The organism is Streptomyces sp. NPDC001480 (assembly GCF_042894725.1).
Lineage (GTDB): Bacteria > Actinomycetota > Actinomycetes > Streptomycetales > Streptomycetaceae > Streptomyces.
On sequence record NZ_JBIAVX010000021.1, the window covers coordinates 38,452 to 54,097 of the forward strand.

Genomic DNA, 15,646 nt, shown 5'->3' on the forward strand with positions numbered 1-15,646 from the left:
CCATAACAAGTCCCGCCGGTCGACGGGTCGAACGCATGTAAACGCTGCGTGTCCAAAAGGAGTTGACTGTCCGCCGGTGCCGCCGGGCCGACTCACCCGTCCATGTCCCGGCGCCCGCCCGACAGTCGGAGCCGCCCACTGGCCGATGGCTGGGCCCCGGGACACTTCCCGCAGTACTGGCCAGGGGCATACAAGGGCTGTACCACCACCAGACGAAGAACCTGCTGGTGTCGTACTCGCCGAAGAGGCTGGGCTTCTTCTAGACACATGAAAAAAGGCGCCTGACCTGGGTTTTCACCCGTCAGGCGCCCTTCGTGCAACCCGCTCTCGACCGTACCCGGCTTGCGTGCTAACTCCCAATTTCTCCCACGACTCCCCCGCGGCCCTCAGCCACGGCCGCTTCACGTCCGGTCTCCACCACATGCCCGCACCCCACCGCCAGGCCATCGCCAGGATCTGGTTCGACTACTCGACAGGTGATCCCATGCCGCCTTCCCCCGACCACATCCGCGCCACCGTTGAGGCGTACCTCACCCGCCACCCGTCCGAGTGGGAGGCCCTGGCTGCGCTCTTCGTCGTCCTTACCGGCGAGGACGATCCGACCAGCCGCAAGACCTTTCCCACGCACGTCACCTGCAGCGCCATCGTCATCGACAGCAACGACCAGGTGCTCCACATTCAGCACAACGCCACGGGCAAGGCCCTCGCGCCCGGCGGCCACAACGAGCCAGGCGACAAAGACCTTTCCGGTGCCGCCCTTCGTGAACTGGGCGAGGAGGCCGGCATTCCTCGCGACGCCGTCGTCCCGCTCCCCGGCTTCGAGACCGTGCCGCTGGACATCGACGTACACGACATCGTCGCCAACCCCGCGAGGGCGAGCCGGCGCACCAGCACGTGGACTTCCGCTGGGCCTTCCTCCTGCGGGCCGAACACACCGTGAAGCTCCAAACCGAAGAGGTCAGCGGCTACGAGTGGCGGTCCTTCGAGGACTCCGCCTCGCCGACCGTCCACGCCAAGCTGGCCCTCCTCCCCGGCCCCACTCATTCCTGACACTCACCGACGGGAGTACGCCGTGGCAGCCACCACCGCCGCACCGCCGAGCACCGCGCGCCGCCACCGCATAGCGGTCATCCCTTGCCGCTGGGGAGCCTCCCGATTTCCAGGAAAGCCCCTTGCGCAGCTCGGGGACAAACCCCTGCTGTGGCATGTCCACCAGCGATGCCTGGAGGCAAAGTGCCTCGACGGGGTGGTGGTCGCCACCGATGACGAACGCATCTAGGAGGCGTGTCACCGCCTGGGCATCGAGTGCATGCGGACCGGAGAGCACCTCACCGGCACGGACCGCGTCGCGGAGTGCGCAGAACGCCTGCCTTCAGACGCGTACATCAACGTCCAGGGCGACGAGCCGTTCATCTCCCCCACCGCGATCGACGCTGTCTCCCAAGCCATGGAGCACCTGGCACCCGGAACCCTGGCAGTGAACGCGTACACGGAGCTGGACGACGCCGGTGCCGTCCTGCACCACAACGTCGTCAAGGTCGTCGGCCAGCAGCATCATCGCGCGCCGGTACCGCACTGAACTGGTGCTGCCCCGGCGCACTATCTGCTGCAGCTTCTGCCCCTCCTGATCGGTCAACCTGCGCACACGGACAGGCTCAGCCACCACACCCCCAAGCGGTCGGACGGACGTCACCCCCACATCCAACCGCCATGACCACCAACCCGACGAACCTTCCCGGTCACAGCACTAGTAGGACTCCGTTAGGTCGTTCTTGATCTCGGCGACGCCCACGGCCGGCCGCCGGGCAGCAGCTCCCAGAAGAAGACTGGAGAAGCCGCTACCCCCTGTTCCCGCGCCTGCTGTTCGTCCTGGACGCCACCGGCCCTGCAGGCATCGAGACACGCATCCGCGCCCTACGGGCGGCCGCCTCGGAACCGGCACTGTCCGGGTTCCTGCGCCACGTCCCCGTCCTGGCAGTGCCCCTGGTCGACTTGCTCCGCAACGGCCCCTCCGCACCCGTGTGGCGGCCCGTCCACGACCCCGACCAGCACGTCCCCTGGAGCCAGACCCGACACCCGTAGACACCCTGCGCAATCGCTGCGCAGCGGCTACCGCGCAGCGATTGCGCACCACCACACGCCCTGTACGGCGATGCGCACCGCCCGACCACGAGCCCAACCATGAGACCCGGGACCCCGACCACAGGCCCGACCACAGCAGGTCACAGCGTTGCGCAGCCGCTGCGCGAACGCGTCGATGATTGCGCAGCCGGGACCCGGTGGCGGCGGGCGATGCGCAGCCATCGCTGCCAGGGCCACGCAGTGCATCCCGCCTGTCAGAACATCCGCTCTGCCGTCGACCAGGCCTCCCACCAGCCGTGCATGACCGACCGGCCCGCACTCGTCAACGTGAGGTGGCAGCGGCCCAGCTCAGCCCGAGCGTGTCTGAAAGATCGTGTAAGTCCGTGATATGACAGGCTGGCCGGAGCCCAGGCTCGGGCCCTGGTCAGCTGGGACGGACATGGCATGACGGACAACGAGAACGCCTCGGCTGTCGAGTGGGTCGAGGACAAGCTGGTGGACGAGATCGCGATCTGCGGTTACCAGTTCTCGCCGCGGATCGCCGACATCTCTGACGCCCGCCTGTGGCGCACCCACGCAAGCGCGGACTACGGGCCGCTGCAGGAGGTCTCCCGGCACACGGTGCGTCTGGACCGGGTCCGGGCGCATTGGGGCGACATGCTGCGGGTGGCTGGCTCCCTGACCCTCGGTGAGGTCCGCGGCCATGACCTGATCCGCATGCTGTCGCGGGACGGGCGCCCGACCGGCCTGGGCGACGCCTTCGCCCACTACGGCCGGATCTTCAAGACCCTGCACCTGCTGCAGTTCATCTCCGACGACGGCTACCGCCGCATGATCGGCAAGCAGCTGAATATCACCGAGGCCCACCACCACCTGGCACGGCGGATCTTCTTCGGTCAGCGCGGCGAACTGCGGCAGAACTACCGCGAGGGTATGGAGGACCAGCTCGGTGCCCTTGGCTTGGCCCTGAATGCGGTGGTGTTGTGGAACAGCCTCTACCTGGATCGGGCGGCCAAGCAGCTCGCCGCTGACGGCTTCCCCGTCACCGACGACCTGCTGGCTCGCCTGTCACCGCTGCAGTTCGACCACATCAACTTCCTCGGCCGCTACGCGTTTTTCCGCCCGCAGGAGGCCGGCCGCAGGCCGCTACGTGAACCCTCGACCGGCGGGGAGGACGACGGCGAGCGGTAGGAGCGCCGATCGCGCGATGGAAGGGCTGCGCGGATAGCCGGCCTTGCGAAGGCCGTGCCCGGATGTCAACGGCATTCCTGGCGGTCTTGGTCGGACCGCGCATTGCGCGGTCCGATGCTTCTCATGGGATGAACTTCACCTCTGGGAAGGCCGCGCTCGGGCCGTCGAGCAGATGTCCCCGGCGGTGTCGCAGGTGTAGGTCGAAGAACGCGAGCGGGTAAGCCTGCTGGATCGGGACCGCCCGGTCCGGATCGAGGGCGCCGATCATGTCCTGGATCTGCTGGTTGGTCATGCCGAGGACCTTGCCCGCTTGCGGGATCAGTGTCGCGTCGTCGCCGTACGTCTTGTGGATGGCCCCGTCGGCCTTGATGTTCAGGCGCCAGCCGCGAAGGTGTGTCCAGAACTCGGCGACGTCCGGCATGGCGGCCCTGGTGAACGAAGCGGTCATCATCATGAACGGCCGGTCCAGGTCGGTGGTGATGGTCGGCTGCATCGGACCGTCGATACTGAGCCCGGCGCCAACGCGCTGGTCGGCGAGCATAGTGAGCGCGGTGGCGGTGCCACCCTTCGACCAGCCGAACGCGCCGATGCGCTGCGGGTCGAGGGCGCCGAGCAGTCCCTGGGCCAGTGGCCTGCCGTCGACGTCGGGGTTGTGCCCGGCGGCTAGGCCCTCGACGACGTCGAGCACGAACCGGATGTCCGTGGCGAAGTCCCGGGGCCCCAGGAACGGCGGGACCTCTGCCGGAACGGTGAGCCGGCCGTCGGGGAACTCGCTGAACGTGTCGTACGTGTGGTCGACGGTGACCACGGCGTAGCCGTGGCTGGCGAGTTCCTGAACCATGATGGTGTGGTCGCCGCGATGGCTGCCCGCGCCGTGCGAGTACACGAGGACGGGCAGGCGATGGCCCGTTTGGTGCACGGGTGCGCCCACCTGTGCGGCCGTGAGTGGGCCGAGGGCGGGATCGAGGGGGAAGCCGGCGTCCGCCAGAAATGCCCGCAGCGCACCCTGGGTCATCCAGGGCGCACGCGGCAGGTCCCTCGTCTTGCAAGCGGGGTACCAGACGCTGGCCATCAACTCGCGGTGATGTCCCGGGCCGGCCACAGGATCCGGACGCGAGGTGTCGACGAGGTGGAGCGGCACCGTGCCCACCGGGTGCGGCCCGGTGGGGGCGGGCAGTGTGAGCTGTACCGGGCCGGTGGCGGTCGAAGCCGCCCATGCCTGGCGCGCTGCGCTGATCGGTACGGCGGCGCCGACGCTGGCGGCCAGCGCGGCTGTGAGCATGCGCCGGCGCGTCAGGTCCGTTCTCGGGCTGGCCGGTGTGGTGGTCACATGTCCTCCCCGGGGTTCTTGGCCGGTGTCTCGATCTGCTGGATGAGTCGCTTGAGCTGGGTGACTTCGTCGCGCAGCGCGCGCTCGCCCGCGGGGGTGAGGGAGAGCCAGGTGCGGGCGCGCTTGCCCTCGTAGCCCTTCTCGATCTCGACCAGTCCGGCCTTCTCCAGGACGGCGAGATGCTGGCTGAGATTTCCGGCGGTGAGGCCGAGTGCCGTGCGTAGGAAGCCGAACTCGACCCGGCGTGCCTGGTGGGCCACGGTGAGGATGCCGAGACGGACGCGCTGGTGGACCACGTCGTTCAGGCCGTTGACGGGATGCTGATCGGGCTCGGAGGTCATGAGACGTCGCGCCGACGGGATCGCTCGGCCAGGCCGAAGCCGAGGGCGCCGAGCAGGAGGAGCACGGCCTGGAGGCCAAGGCGGGGCGCGGCGGACCAGGGGGAGGTGACGGGGATGAACTGGAAGAGCTGGAAGCGGGTGAGGAACGGCACCAGGAAGAGGGCCAGGTACGCCAGGGCGAGCAGCAGCAGGGCACGGCTGCGCTCCACCCAGGACAGTACGAGCAGCGGCAGTCCGACGGCCGTGACGTTACCGACGAGCATTCCGACGAACCCCGTCGCCTCGGAAGTGGGGTCGAGGTGCAGGCCCCAGAAGTCGATCGGGTCGCCGGGCTGCGGGAGCCCGTGACGGGTGGCCCAGAACGTGGTGGCGGCCACCAGGCCAAGCAGGGCTACCCCGGTGAGAATGTACGGCCGGACCGGGGTGCCGACACCCCGGTCGCGGGAGCGGCGGATGTAGAAGAACGCCGTCGCGACGTAGGCGAGGGCGAGCCCGAGGTCCCAGTAGTACGGCGAACCCTGCTTCACCCCCACGGTGCAGCCCATGCCTGCGGCGGGGGCGGTTGCCGGGCAGGGAACGGTCTCGACGTGGAAGGTGAAGCGGTTGACCAGGATGCCGCCCAGCGTGAGCGCGCCGAGCAGCAGGAGAGGAAACCAGGTGCCGCGCTGAGCAGCTCGGACCTTGCGGGTCAATTCACCGAGACCGGCGAGGACTTCGTGAGGCGTGCCTTGCGAGGGCATCGAAGCGTCTGTCACCCAGTCAGCTTTGCATCACAAATCAGTTATGGCAAGAAACCTGTGTGCGCTCCAAGATCAGATCCGGGAAACCCGGTGGCCCGGGGTCGACCCCGCTGGCTTGCGTTGATGCCCAGGGGCCATCAAGTCCTCGCCCCAACACCTTCAGGCGCGCGCCGATAGAACAAAGGCTTCAACAAACCGTTTGTTGAAGACCAGCAGCCGGACCGCCCGACGGCCTCTCATGGCCTTCAAAAACTCCTTCAAAAACCAGGCTTGTTCAAGAACTCCGGCACACCGTTTTCTGACAGAATCCCGGGCGTGACCAGCACCCCCTCCGAGCCCGACGTCTTCGACCTCCTGGTCGCCGAACCCGCCCACCGCACCGAGATCCTCATCGGCTACGCCCGGGTCTCCACCGGCGAGCAAAAGCTCGACCGCCAGATCGACGCACTCACCGCCGCCGGGTGCCGACGCATCTTCGCCGACAAGAAGTCCGGCAAGGACGACCTCCGGCCCGAGCTCAAGGCCTGCCACGCCTTCCTCGCCGCCGGCGACACCTTGGTGGTCCCCGCGCTCGACCGCTACGGCCGCTCCCTAAAGGACTTGGTGAACATGGTCGGTGAACTGCGCCGCCGGGAGATCGGGTTCTGCTCGCTGCACGAGCGCCTGGACACCACCACCCCCGGCGGCCGGCTCGTCTTCCACGTCTTCGCCGCGCTCGCCGAGTTCATCCGCGAGCTGATCGTTTCCGGCACCCGCGAGGGCTTGGACGCCGCACGCGCCCGCGGCCGGGTCGGCGGTCGGCCTACCGTGGCCACCCCCGAGATCATCCGCGCCGCCCGCGACATGCTGCCCAACCCCGAGAACTCGATTACCTCGATCGCCAAGCTCCTCGGGGTCAGCCCCGGCACCCTCTACAACCACATCCCGGACCTGCAGGAGCTCCGCGCCTCCGGCCGCGTTCCGAACCAGCTCACTGGCAGATGACGCTCCTGCTACTGGCCGTTCCGATCCTCCCCGAGGGCCAGCCCATAGCGTTTCGGAGCGATCCTTATGGAACCCAACAGCCATGGCCCCACCCCTCATTCATGGCGGGGTGGGGCTCGGTCTGTTCAGACACTCCCAAGGGCGGCAGTGTCGGGGTGCGATGTTCGGACGAGGGTGGAGCCTGGGCGTGCAGCAAGCCGACTGGTCAGCCGCCGGTCACGTCGGGGGCGCCGAGGGTGTAGAGGAGGACGGCGACCGAGGCCAGGGTGAACGCGGTCAGCGTCAGGCGCTGCCAGGTGAGGGTGTGGGACATGGCTGGTTCCCTTCTCGAGCCGCGTTGAGTGGGTGGTGCATGGCAGTTGCGACGAGCAGGGCCGCGGCGATTGCCAGGAGCACGTCGCCGATACTGACGACGGCGTGCAGAGGTGGAACGGGGATGGTGTCTCCCAGGGCGAGCAGACGGGTGTTGCGAGTGGCTGGCACGTTTTTGGCGGTCTGGGATCCGGTACGCAGCCGGGCGACGGCCGCCGAGGAGGGGTTGTAGGGCATCCGGCCGTTGACGGCGATCGGCAGTGCGTTGAGAACGGCGCCCGTGAGTGCCAGTCCCACGCCCGTCTTGAACAGCCTGGTCTGGCCTTGAGCGTTGACGCCCAGCCAGAGGAGGGCGAGGGCGAAGGCCAACGCAATCAGTGGTGCCCTGAGATGGCGTCCGGCAGCGCTGGGAAGGCCGGCGGTAGCCAACTGCGTGACCTGTACGGCGGCCGCGAGCCACAGCAGCCACAGCCATCGCAGCCGCACGTCCGGCAGCCTGCTCAGCCGGCCACCGCTGAGATACCCCGCAGCCGTTCCGATGACAACCGGTCCGCCGAACAGGATCAGCGCGGTGGCGCCCATGGCTTCACCGCGCAGGCGACGCGCCTCCCCATGCTCATCCCCTGCCTCGGAGGCCGAAGATGTCCGCTTACGGGATCGTCCAGTGGTGGTCGTCGTTGTCGCTGCAGTAATACAGCGTGAGCCGGGCGTTGTCGCCGCCGGTGCGTACGCCGTCGACGTCGAGGCACAGGCCGCTGGCAAGGTTGACCAGCCAGAAGCCGTCGCCGCGATTGACTTGAGCATAGAGCTGGTTGTCGCCGGTCGTCTGGTTGCAGTAGAACTCGCTGACCTTGGTGCCGGCGTTCACACTGCCGTAGTTCGGCACGTCGAGGCACAGGTTGTCCTTGACGTTGCGGAGGTTGTAGAGCGCGTAGCCGTTGGAGCTGTTACCGACATAGTCCCAGTAGAACAGTTGGTTGTCGCCGGACGTCCCGTTGCACGTGTACTCGTTGACCGGCCCGTTGACCGTCCCAGCACCGTAGCCGGGAATGTCGATGCATTTGCCGGTGACGACGTTCTTGACGAGGTAGGGCCCGTAGGCAGTAGCCGCGGGCGCGACGCGTTGCGCAGCCCGGGGCAGCGTGGTCGCCCCGGCGGGGGACGCGATCCGCACCGGCGTGGCGCCGAGGGCCGCCGGGCTTACGGGGTCCGCCTGAGCGGGGACGGCGGCGAACGCGAGCGCGAACAGGGTGACGCCGGCGCTGAGCGTGCCGACGAACCGTCCAATGGGTTTCATGGTTCGTCCTTGTCTGTGGCTGAGGATCTGGCTCTGGGCACCGCGACGCTGAGAAGCCGCAAGCAGGGCGAGGTCGCGTCGGCCTGCGTCGCGCCGTGGTGTGTACGCATCGTTTCGGTTGCACTCGGCCACGGGTAGCTTTCGTCTGCACGCGCAAAAGCCCTGATGGGGACGTCAAGTGCACAGGGGGCCAACCTTGATACGGATTCATCTCGGGTCCGCAGGCTTAGGCAGCGTCAGTGTCTGCGCCCGCCCGGACTACGACGCCGAACTGACAGCAGCCGGCAAGGCCTACGCCCGCAGTGGGCAGCCTCGGGACCCGCTGGTGCAGCTCTACACACGCAGCATTTCGCCGGACCTCGCTGACGGTGTCAGCCGCCTGTACCTCTCCCACTTATTCGCCCGCCGCAGTCCCACGCCCTTCACCAAGGCCCTCGCTGAGGGCGAGGAACGGGCCCGCAGCGTCCTCGCCAACGCCGTCGCCCACCTTCGCAGCACCGCCATTGAGCCATACCGCTCGGGCATCCGATCCGCGGTCGCAGCCCGGGCCGTTGGCCTCTCCCAGATCTACGTCGGCAGTGGCGCCTCGGCAATGCTCCAGCAACTCGGACACGGAATCAGGTTCCGTCACGGCGTCCTGGAACTAGCGACGGCCTTCGACGCGGACCTTGAACTCGGCCAGCGGTCCCTGCAGATCCAGGCGGTAGCCCTCAGCCGACAGGTCACCTTGGCCGAACCCTCCAGCGATCAGCTGACCGTCCGGATCCCCGCAGGACCAGCGCCGCGCATCGGACCTGGCCAGCGGGCAGCCCTGCGACCGCTCCTGGGCACCAGCAGAGCGCAGGCACTTGAGAGCATCGTCATGTCCGGAGGAATCACCGGGCGGCAACTGGCCTCCATGCTCGGCATATCAAACGCCACTGCCAGTCGGCACGCCGCGGTCCTGCGGCGTGCCGGCCTGATTCAGACCCTGCGGACGGCGCAGAGCGTTGAGCACGTCGCAACTGCCCTCGGTTACCACCTGACGCAGATAGAAACACCGACCAGACCCTGATCAGAACGCTCCGTGGCGAGCTCGGACAGGACAGTGACGCACCAGCTGTTCAAAGTCGACACAGGGAGCCCCGAGCCGGAAGTCTGCACGGAGAGGCCACCGGTTTGGCCCTTTTTGCGCGGGCCTCTCTGCGGCAGCTGCAACACCTTCGGGGGCAAGGGTTCCCCGCGCAGCTTTCTGGGGCGGCAGGAGGGGGGCTGTGCTGCACCTGATGGAGTGCCGTGGCTGCCTGGGACGGCGGACCCTGCCCGGCCGGTACCACGTCGCCAAAGCCTGATCGACGGCGCTGTATGCAGCAGCCGTGCATGGATCTCGCCTGGGACATCGCAGAACTGCGGTGTCATGCAGCCGCCGGGGCGGGCCCATGGCCCTGCTGACTGACGCGCAGCAGGCACCGGCTAGGGCCGGCCTGCTATCCGTGCAGCAGCCTTGTGCTATGCGGGCCCATGCAAATGCTGCGCCGCATCCAGCGAAGGCGCCAGGGTCCTCGAGGGCGGCGAAGTTTGGCGACCGTCCTGTTCGCCTCATCGACGTTTGGCCACCGCTAGGGGCTTGCGGATCAGGCTGCGTACCCTCGGTTCCATGCCGCGCCGTACGAACAATCCCCGTCGGCTGATTGCCGACGGGCGCACGTATCTGTGGACGCTCCGTCACAGCCACACGGTGGCGGACAGCGGACGGTCCTGCTGCGAGACCCTCACGCTGTACCCGCAGCCAGCCAGCACTGGCGGCCCACTGCGCATCGTCTTCACCGAGGGTCCGGGCCGGTACGTCCCGGGCGGGGCTCCCCTGGGTTCTGGAGACGTGGGATACGTGAGGGGTGCCTCCCTGAACCTGCACGAACCTGGCGCCGTCCGAGCCCTGCTCGACGTGGCATCCGCCCGCGGGTGGCAGCCGGAGGGGCGGCGGGTGGTGGAGATCGACGGCTGGTCCCTGCTGGAGGCGGCAGCCGCCGCGCGGGCCGGGGCCACCGGCCCCGCGGGGCCGGAAGAGCGAATCCGACGACTTCGTTGATCCGCGGACCGGCCCCTCGAGCACCGATCAAACTTCGTTGTCGCATGCCGGATGTGCCGCGGCTGACCGGGCGCCGCCTCAGAACGACCCCCGTCCACCGCAGTTGGGGCAGGCCGCGAGAGGTTCCCCGCGCCGCCCGGTGCCGTGGCACATCAAACACGCCGTCGAACGATTCGCCGCGCTGCGGCGGCGGATCGCGCGTACCGCGACGATGACCAGGACCGTCACGGCCACGACGATTACCAAGAGAACGAGTTCCATGCCGGTTCCTGTTTCGTTGTGCGTATGCACGCCGATTCCTTTGTGCCGTGGTCTGTTGTTGCCTGTCGAGAGGTGATCGCCGGCGGCCTCACGGCTGGTAGCGCCCTCCCGAGAACCGCCGGAGGGCCGTGGTGACCTCCAGCAGGTGCGTCTCGCGACGGGCGGCGTTCGCGACGGGGAAGGTGAACACCCGGAAGCCGCCGCCGAAGTGGGACCCGCGACGCACACCCGCGGGCATCATGGCTCCCGTCGCCGGCCAGACCACGACGAACAGCCGGGAGCGCACCCGGACGACCGCCACCTGCTCGACCAGGTTCCACGGCAACGCTGCCCGGAACCCTCTTGCGCGGGCCTCGATGCCGGACGGCCCGATACGGATCCGGTCCCTGCGTGCGAAGACGAGAGCGGCGAGGTTCGAAACCGCCACCACGGCAATGACGCCGACCAGCAGCGTGCCCACTACGGAGCTGGGGAAGGACAGTGCCAGGGTCACCCCGAGGCCGGCAAGGACGCCCACGGTCACCAGGGACCGTTGCCACACATTGCCGCGGAACTCATAGCCCGCCCCGGCGGCCGCGGGTGTCGGATCCGTTGAGGTGGTCACGGCGGTCGAGCGGGCCGATACGGCCGTCTGACCGGCGGGTTCGTGCACGGACGGGGCGGGTGGTGCCGCACCGGCCTGCCTCGCCTCGTGCTCGTAGCGCCGGGCCAGAACGGTAGCCTGGTCGGGCAGCCAGCCGCCCGGCGAATCGGCGGCCGGACCCTTGGGGCGTCCGAGCAGTTCCAGCAAGCTGGCCGCGTCGGGCCGCTGTTCCGGATCGCGGACGAGGCAACGGATGACGACGTCGCGGAGTTCTGCCGGAACCGCGTGCAGGTCGGGCGACTCGTGGACCACGCGGTACATCAACTGCAGCGAGTCCCCGGTGCCGTAGGCGCCACTGCCCGTGGTGCAGTACGTGAGCACGAGGCCCACGCAGAAGATGTCGCTCGCCGGACCGACGCGCTTGCCCTGCGCCTGTTCCGGAGAGATGAAGCCGGGGGTGCCGATCACATGCCCGGTGCCGGTGAGCCCCCTGTCCGCCATCGCCCGGGCGATACCAAAGTCGATCACCCGCGGGCCGTCGCCGGACAGCAGCACGTTCGAGGGCTTAAGGTCCCGGTGCACCAGACCCGCCTCATGGATCGCCGCCAGCGCCTCGGCGAGACCGCAGGCGAGGACCCGGGCGCTGTCGGGCGGCAGCGGACCGCAGGTGCGGACGGTCTCCTCGAGCGAGGGCCCCGCAATGTACGCGGTCGCCAGCCACGGCACGTCGGCGTCGGGATCGGCGTCGACCACCGTGGCCGTCCAGAAGCCTCCGACCCGGCGCATAGCCGAGATCTCCTGGCGGAACCGAGTACGGAAATCCTCGTCGGACGCCAACTCGTCGTGGACGACCTTCACCGCCACCAGCCGCCCACCCGGGGAACGCCCCAGGTAGACAAGGCCCATGCCACCCGCGCCGAGCCGTCCGAGCATCATGTACCTGCCGACCGACTGAGGGTCGGTAGGCGCCAACGGCTTCATGCGGCCCCCCAATACCGTTCTCGCGCCGCAGTGTAGGGACATTTTCATCCCTCTGCGGGAGGAATGGGGAGGCTGTCACCCGTATGAAGGTTGTACCGGTTACCCGGTTTCGCCGGTCCCCGGAAGGCCCAGGACCCTGCCTTGGCCGACGAAAGCCGCCGGGCCGCCAGGGAGTCGGGCGGTGTGGCGCCCGCCTGCATCAGCGCGATGGCGCGGGCGCGGAACTCAGCGGAGTAACAACGACTAACACAATGAGGTGGTTCGGCGTTGATGGCCGTGTCCGGGGTGGGAGTTGAGCGTTCGGTCCGGTGTGGGGACGTCGCCGTGGATCGTGTCGGATGAGCTGTGGGATCGCCTGGAGCCGCTGCTGCCGCAGCGCGAACGGCGCTTCCGGTACCCGGGCCGCAAGGCGTTACCGGACCGGGAGGTGCTGTGCGGGATCCTCTAAGTACTGCACACCGGGATCCAGTGGGAGTACCTCCCGAAGGAGCTGGGCTTCGGCTCGGGCATGATCTGCTGGCGGCGCTTGCGGGACTGGAACGAGGCCGGCGTCTGGCAACGACTGCACGAGGTCCTGCTGGCCGAACTGAACGCAGCCTCTCGGCTGGACTGGTCCCGCTGCGTGGTCGACTCCTCCCACGTCAGGGCCCTAAAAGGAGGAGCCACACGGGCCCCTCGCCGGTCGACCGGGGCCGGGCCGGCTCGAAACACCACCTGATCACCGACGGGCACGGCACCCCGCTCGCCGTCCTGCTGACCGGCGGCAACCGCAACGACGTCACCCAGCTCCTACCCCTGCTCGACGCGATCCCGCCCGTCCGCGGCCGTGTCGGACGGCCCCGCCGCAAACCCGACTCGCTCTTCGCCGACCGCGGCTACGACCACGACATCTACCGCGACCAGGTCCGCGACCGCGGCATCGTGCCGGCCATCGCCCGCCGCGGGACACGACACGGCACCGGCCTGGGCACCTACCGCTGGGTGATCGAAAGGAGCTTCGCGTGGCTGCACGGCTTCCGGCGCCTGCGGATCCGCTGGGAACGCCGGGCCGACATCCACGAAGCGTTCCTCAAACTCGCCTGCTGCCTGATCACCCACCGACAACTGAGCTCATTGTGTTAGCCGTTGTAAGACGGTGTCCCATGTGGTGAGGCGGACGTTGACAACGCCGCAGTCGATACCGTCTCGTCGCCGGCCTCGTGCGGTTCGGGCTGTCCGGTGCGGCACATCACCGCAGGGCCGCCAGGAACTCTATGATCGCCTGGTTGGTGGCCTGGGGGGCGGACAGGTGCGGGCAGTGGCCGGTCGCATCCAGCGTGACCAGCTTCGAGCCGGGATCGCCTGGTGGACGAAGGCACCGACCTCCCGGGGAGCGATCACGTCCTGGGTGCACTCCAGCACCGGAGTCGGCGCCGCCACGCTCTTCAGGTCGGGGGATTGCCGGTGACGGTCACGTTGTTCCTGCGAGCGATGTCCATGCCCGCCAGTCTCTCAGGACCCGCCCCCTGGTCCGATTTGACCCCGGGCCCTCCATATTCCACCCGACGCCTTCACGCGCCGACTCGCAACCACGCTGGGCCGACGCACTTCGCACTGCGCCCTCGAAATCGTCCGAGAAGGCTGGATCCCGTGCGACGTCCTTGTACCCAGGGCCATCGACTGCGTACGGCCTGGGTGAACCTTTCCGCATGCACGGTTTGCTGTCAGTTCCCGCTCGGCTCTCCGTGGCTGCGGACGACTTCCTTCATCTTGGCCACCGCGAACCCCCAGCCCTGCTCGACGGTCGGCTTGGCCGGGACGGCGATCTCGTCGGGGTTGGTGAGGACGTCGAGCAGGACCGGCCCCGGAGTGCCGAAGGCGCGTCGCACGGCGCTCTCCACCTCTGCCGGGTCCGTCACGCGGATGCCGGTGATGCCCATGGCCTCGGCCACGGCGGCGAAGTCGGGGTTGTCGAGCACCGTGCCGAACTCCGGCAGTCCGGCCTGTTCCTGTTCGAGTTTCACCATGCCCAGCCGGCGGTTGTCGAAGACGACGAGCTTGACGGGAAGGCGGTACGTCTTCAGGGTCATGAGGTCGCCGAGGAGCATGCTCAGTCCGCCGTCACCGCAGAAGGCGACGACCTGCCGTTCGCGGTCCAGGCACTGGGCGCCCAAAGCCTGGGGCATGGCGTTGGCCATCGAGCCGAGGTTGTACGAGCCGATGAGACGCCGTTCGCCGCGCATCTCGACGAAGCGCGAGAGCCACACCGTGGCCATGCCCGTGTCGGAGGTGAAGACGGCGTCGTCAGCCGCGATCCGGTCGACAGCCGCGGCCAGGGCCTCCGGGCGGATGTCGTGGCCGCGGTTGTCCAGCGCGGAGCGGATACGGCCCACGAGGCCCTTGTCGTGCGAAGGGTCGGCGAGCCGCGCCTGACCGGTGCGCCACTGGTCGAAGCGTTCGCGTGCCTTCTCCAGGTGCGAGCGGTCGCGTGCACCCTCGGTCCCGGCGGGCGCGGCGGTGACATGCTCCAGGAGGTCGCGGACAGTGGCGCCGGTGTCCCCCACCAGCCCGACGTCGACCGGTACTCGGCGTCCGATGTGGGTGGCCTCGGTGTCCACCTGGATCACCGTCCGGCCCTCGGGATACCAGTCCCGGTAGGGGAAGTCCGTACCGAGCATCAGCAGAGTGTCCGCGTCCTGAAGGGCCGCCGCCGCGGCCGGGTTGCCGATCAGGCCCGTCTGGCCGACCTGGAACGGGTTGGCCTCGCCCTCGAAACCGGCCTTGGCCTTCAGCGTGAGCACCATGGGTGCGGCCAAGCGGCCGGCGAGGGTGAGGACGTCCTGGCGGGCGGCACGGGCTCCCTCGCCGACGAGGAGGGTGACGCGTTGGGAGCGGTCGAGGATGTCCGCGGCGCGGCGGACGGCCGACTCGTCGGGCCGGCTCACGGGGGTGTTCAGGGAGAACCGGGCGGGGCGGTCGGCGGTCAGTTCCCGCTCGCCCAGGTCGCCCGGCACGGTGAGCACGGCGACGCCCTTGCGGCCCCGCGCGTGGCGCACCGCCGTCTCCAGCATCTGCGGCAGCTGGTCGGGCGAGGTGACGGTCGCGCGGAAGACGGCCACGTCGGCGAAGAGGGCGTCATTGTCGACCTCCTGGAAGTAGTCGCTGCCGAGTTCGGCGAGCGGTACCTGGCCGGCGATCGCAAGGACCGGGGCGTGGCTCTTGGCCGCGTCGTACAGGCCGTTCAGGAGGTGGACGGAACCGGGCCCGACGGTGCCCATGCACACCCCGAGCGCTCCGGTGAGCTGCGACTGGGCGCTGGCGGCGAAGGCGGCCGCCTCCTCGTGCCGGCAGCCCACCCACTCCAGGCCCTCGGTGGTGCGGATGGCGTCGGTCAGGGGATTGAGGGCGTCTCCCACGACGCCGAACACCTGGCGCACGCCGAGCTCGCTCAGCGCGTCCACGATGACGCGGGCAACAGTACGTGCCACGTGAGACCT

At 68.8% G+C, this 15,646-nt stretch carries 13 protein-coding genes and 4 pseudogenes; 7 read left to right on the plus strand and 10 right to left on the minus strand.

The annotated features are described in order from the left end of the window. Window positions 1-346 precede the first annotated feature (346 nt). Window positions 347-940 carry an NUDIX domain-containing protein gene (locus ACFY01_RS38685; RefSeq protein WP_390740473.1) on the plus strand — a complete coding sequence of 198 codons (594 nt, stop codon included), beginning with the start codon at window positions 347-349 and terminating at the stop codon, window positions 938-940. A gap of 132 nt (window positions 941-1,072) precedes the next feature. Further along, window positions 1,073-1,579 (plus strand): annotated as a pseudogene (locus ACFY01_RS38690) (cytidylyltransferase domain-containing protein). On the opposite strand, the pseudogene ACFY01_RS38695 reads toward ACFY01_RS38690, so the two are convergent. After that, window positions 1,544-1,663 (minus strand): annotated as a pseudogene (locus tag ACFY01_RS38695) (IS630 family transposase); the annotation flags it as partial. The pseudogenes ACFY01_RS38690 and ACFY01_RS38695 sit on opposite strands and share 36 nt — an antisense overlap. Before the next feature lie 863 nt (window positions 1,664-2,526). Between ACFY01_RS38695 and ACFY01_RS38700 the strand changes: the two are divergent. Continuing rightward, complete coding sequence (locus ACFY01_RS38700) at window positions 2,527-3,273, plus strand: Tn3 family transposase (RefSeq protein ID WP_390740474.1); 747 nt, start codon at window positions 2,527-2,529, stop codon at window positions 3,271-3,273. 121 nt (window positions 3,274-3,394) lie between these two features. On the opposite strand, the gene ACFY01_RS38705 is transcribed toward ACFY01_RS38700, so the two are convergent. Genes ACFY01_RS38705 through ACFY01_RS38715 form a run of 3 tightly spaced genes read right to left on the minus strand, consistent with a single transcriptional unit; the run spans window position 3,395 to window position 5,699 of the window. Beyond that, window positions 3,395-4,555, minus strand: a complete 1,161-nt coding sequence (locus tag ACFY01_RS38705) for an alpha/beta hydrolase family protein (RefSeq protein ID WP_390740475.1) — start codon at window positions 4,553-4,555, stop codon at window positions 3,395-3,397. Window positions 4,556-4,599: 44 nt separating this feature from the next. Further along, the gene (locus ACFY01_RS38710) at window positions 4,600-4,944 is read right to left on the minus strand and encodes a transcriptional regulator (RefSeq protein WP_361986557.1); all 345 of its coding nucleotides are present in this window, start codon (window positions 4,942-4,944) and stop codon (window positions 4,600-4,602) included. Then, window positions 4,941-5,699 carry a hypothetical protein gene (locus ACFY01_RS38715; RefSeq protein ID WP_390740476.1) on the minus strand — a complete coding sequence of 253 codons (759 nt, stop codon included), beginning with the start codon at window positions 5,697-5,699 and terminating at the stop codon, window positions 4,941-4,943. Before ACFY01_RS38715 ends, ACFY01_RS38710 begins: the two co-directional genes overlap by 4 nt. Before the next feature lie 300 nt (window positions 5,700-5,999). On the opposite strand from ACFY01_RS38715, the gene ACFY01_RS38720 reads away from it, so the two are divergent. After that, window positions 6,000-6,668, plus strand: a complete 669-nt coding sequence (locus ACFY01_RS38720; RefSeq protein WP_390740477.1) for a recombinase family protein — start codon at window positions 6,000-6,002, stop codon at window positions 6,666-6,668. Between the two features lie 282 nt (window positions 6,669-6,950). Here ACFY01_RS38720 and ACFY01_RS38725 read toward each other — a convergent pair whose 3' ends face one another. Both ACFY01_RS38725 and ACFY01_RS38730 read right to left on the minus strand, forming a co-directional pair. After that, the gene (locus ACFY01_RS38725; RefSeq protein WP_390740478.1) at window positions 6,951-7,562 is read right to left on the minus strand and encodes a DUF5317 family protein; all 612 of its coding nucleotides are present in this window, start codon (window positions 7,560-7,562) and stop codon (window positions 6,951-6,953) included. 67 nt (window positions 7,563-7,629) lie between these two features. Beyond that, window positions 7,630-8,277 (minus strand): RICIN domain-containing protein, encoded by a 648-nt coding sequence (locus tag ACFY01_RS38730; protein WP_390740479.1) that lies wholly within the window; start codon window positions 8,275-8,277, stop codon window positions 7,630-7,632. A gap of 325 nt (window positions 8,278-8,602) precedes the next feature. On the opposite strand from ACFY01_RS38730, the gene ACFY01_RS38735 reads away from it, so the two are divergent. Further along, the gene (locus tag ACFY01_RS38735) at window positions 8,603-9,331 is read left to right on the plus strand and encodes a winged helix-turn-helix transcriptional regulator (protein ID WP_390740480.1); all 729 of its coding nucleotides are present in this window, start codon (window positions 8,603-8,605) and stop codon (window positions 9,329-9,331) included. Window positions 9,332-9,913: 582 nt separating this feature from the next. After that, a complete protein-coding gene (locus ACFY01_RS38740) occupies window positions 9,914-10,345 on the plus strand; it encodes a hypothetical protein (protein ID WP_390740481.1) in 432 nt (143 codons plus the stop codon). A gap of 78 nt (window positions 10,346-10,423) precedes the next feature. Here ACFY01_RS38740 and ACFY01_RS38745 read toward each other — a convergent pair whose 3' ends face one another. Next, entirely contained in the window at window positions 10,424-10,636 is a 213-nt protein-coding gene (locus ACFY01_RS38745; RefSeq protein WP_390740482.1) for a hypothetical protein, read from the minus strand. Between the two features lie 58 nt (window positions 10,637-10,694). Then, the gene (locus ACFY01_RS38750) at window positions 10,695-12,218 is read right to left on the minus strand and encodes a serine/threonine-protein kinase (protein WP_390740483.1); all 1,524 of its coding nucleotides are present in this window, start codon (window positions 12,216-12,218) and stop codon (window positions 10,695-10,697) included. Between the two features lie 262 nt (window positions 12,219-12,480). On the opposite strand from ACFY01_RS38750, the pseudogene ACFY01_RS38755 reads away from it, so the two are divergent. After that, a pseudogene (locus tag ACFY01_RS38755) lies at window positions 12,481-13,292 on the plus strand (IS5 family transposase). Window positions 13,293-13,398: 106 nt separating this feature from the next. Here ACFY01_RS38755 and ACFY01_RS38760 read toward each other — a convergent pair. Both ACFY01_RS38760 and ACFY01_RS38765 read right to left on the minus strand, forming a co-directional pair. Beyond that, window positions 13,399-13,601: pseudogene (locus ACFY01_RS38760) on the minus strand (alpha/beta fold hydrolase); the annotation flags it as partial. A 272-nt stretch (window positions 13,602-13,873) separates the two neighbouring features. Further along, window positions 13,874-15,637 carry a thiamine pyrophosphate-dependent enzyme gene (locus ACFY01_RS38765; RefSeq protein WP_390740484.1) on the minus strand — a complete coding sequence of 588 codons (1,764 nt, stop codon included), beginning with the start codon at window positions 15,635-15,637 and terminating at the stop codon, window positions 13,874-13,876. Between the last annotated feature and the right edge of the window lie 9 nt (window positions 15,638-15,646).

Bases quoted from the DNA above. Each gene is read 5' to 3' on its own strand.
- ACFY01_RS38740 (WP_390740481.1), top strand. From the start codon at position 9,914: ATGCCGCGCCGTACGAACAATCCCCGTCGGCTGATTGCCGACGGGCGC.
- ACFY01_RS38705 (WP_390740475.1), bottom strand. From the start codon at position 4,555: ATGCTCACAGCCGCGCTGGCCGCCAGCGTCGGCGCCGCCGTACCGATC.
- ACFY01_RS38700 (WP_390740474.1), top strand. From the start codon at position 2,527: ATGACGGACAACGAGAACGCCTCGGCTGTCGAGTGGGTCGAGGACAAG.
- ACFY01_RS38730 (WP_390740479.1), bottom strand. From the start codon at position 8,277: ATGAAACCCATTGGACGGTTCGTCGGCACGCTCAGCGCCGGCGTCACC.
- ACFY01_RS38750 (WP_390740483.1), bottom strand. From the start codon at position 12,218: ATGAAAATGTCCCTACACTGCGGCGCGAGAACGGTATTGGGGGGCCGC.
- ACFY01_RS38710 (WP_361986557.1), bottom strand. From the start codon at position 4,944: ATGACCTCCGAGCCCGATCAGCATCCCGTCAACGGCCTGAACGACGTG.
- ACFY01_RS38725 (WP_390740478.1), bottom strand. From the start codon at position 7,562: ATGGGCGCCACCGCGCTGATCCTGTTCGGCGGACCGGTTGTCATCGGA.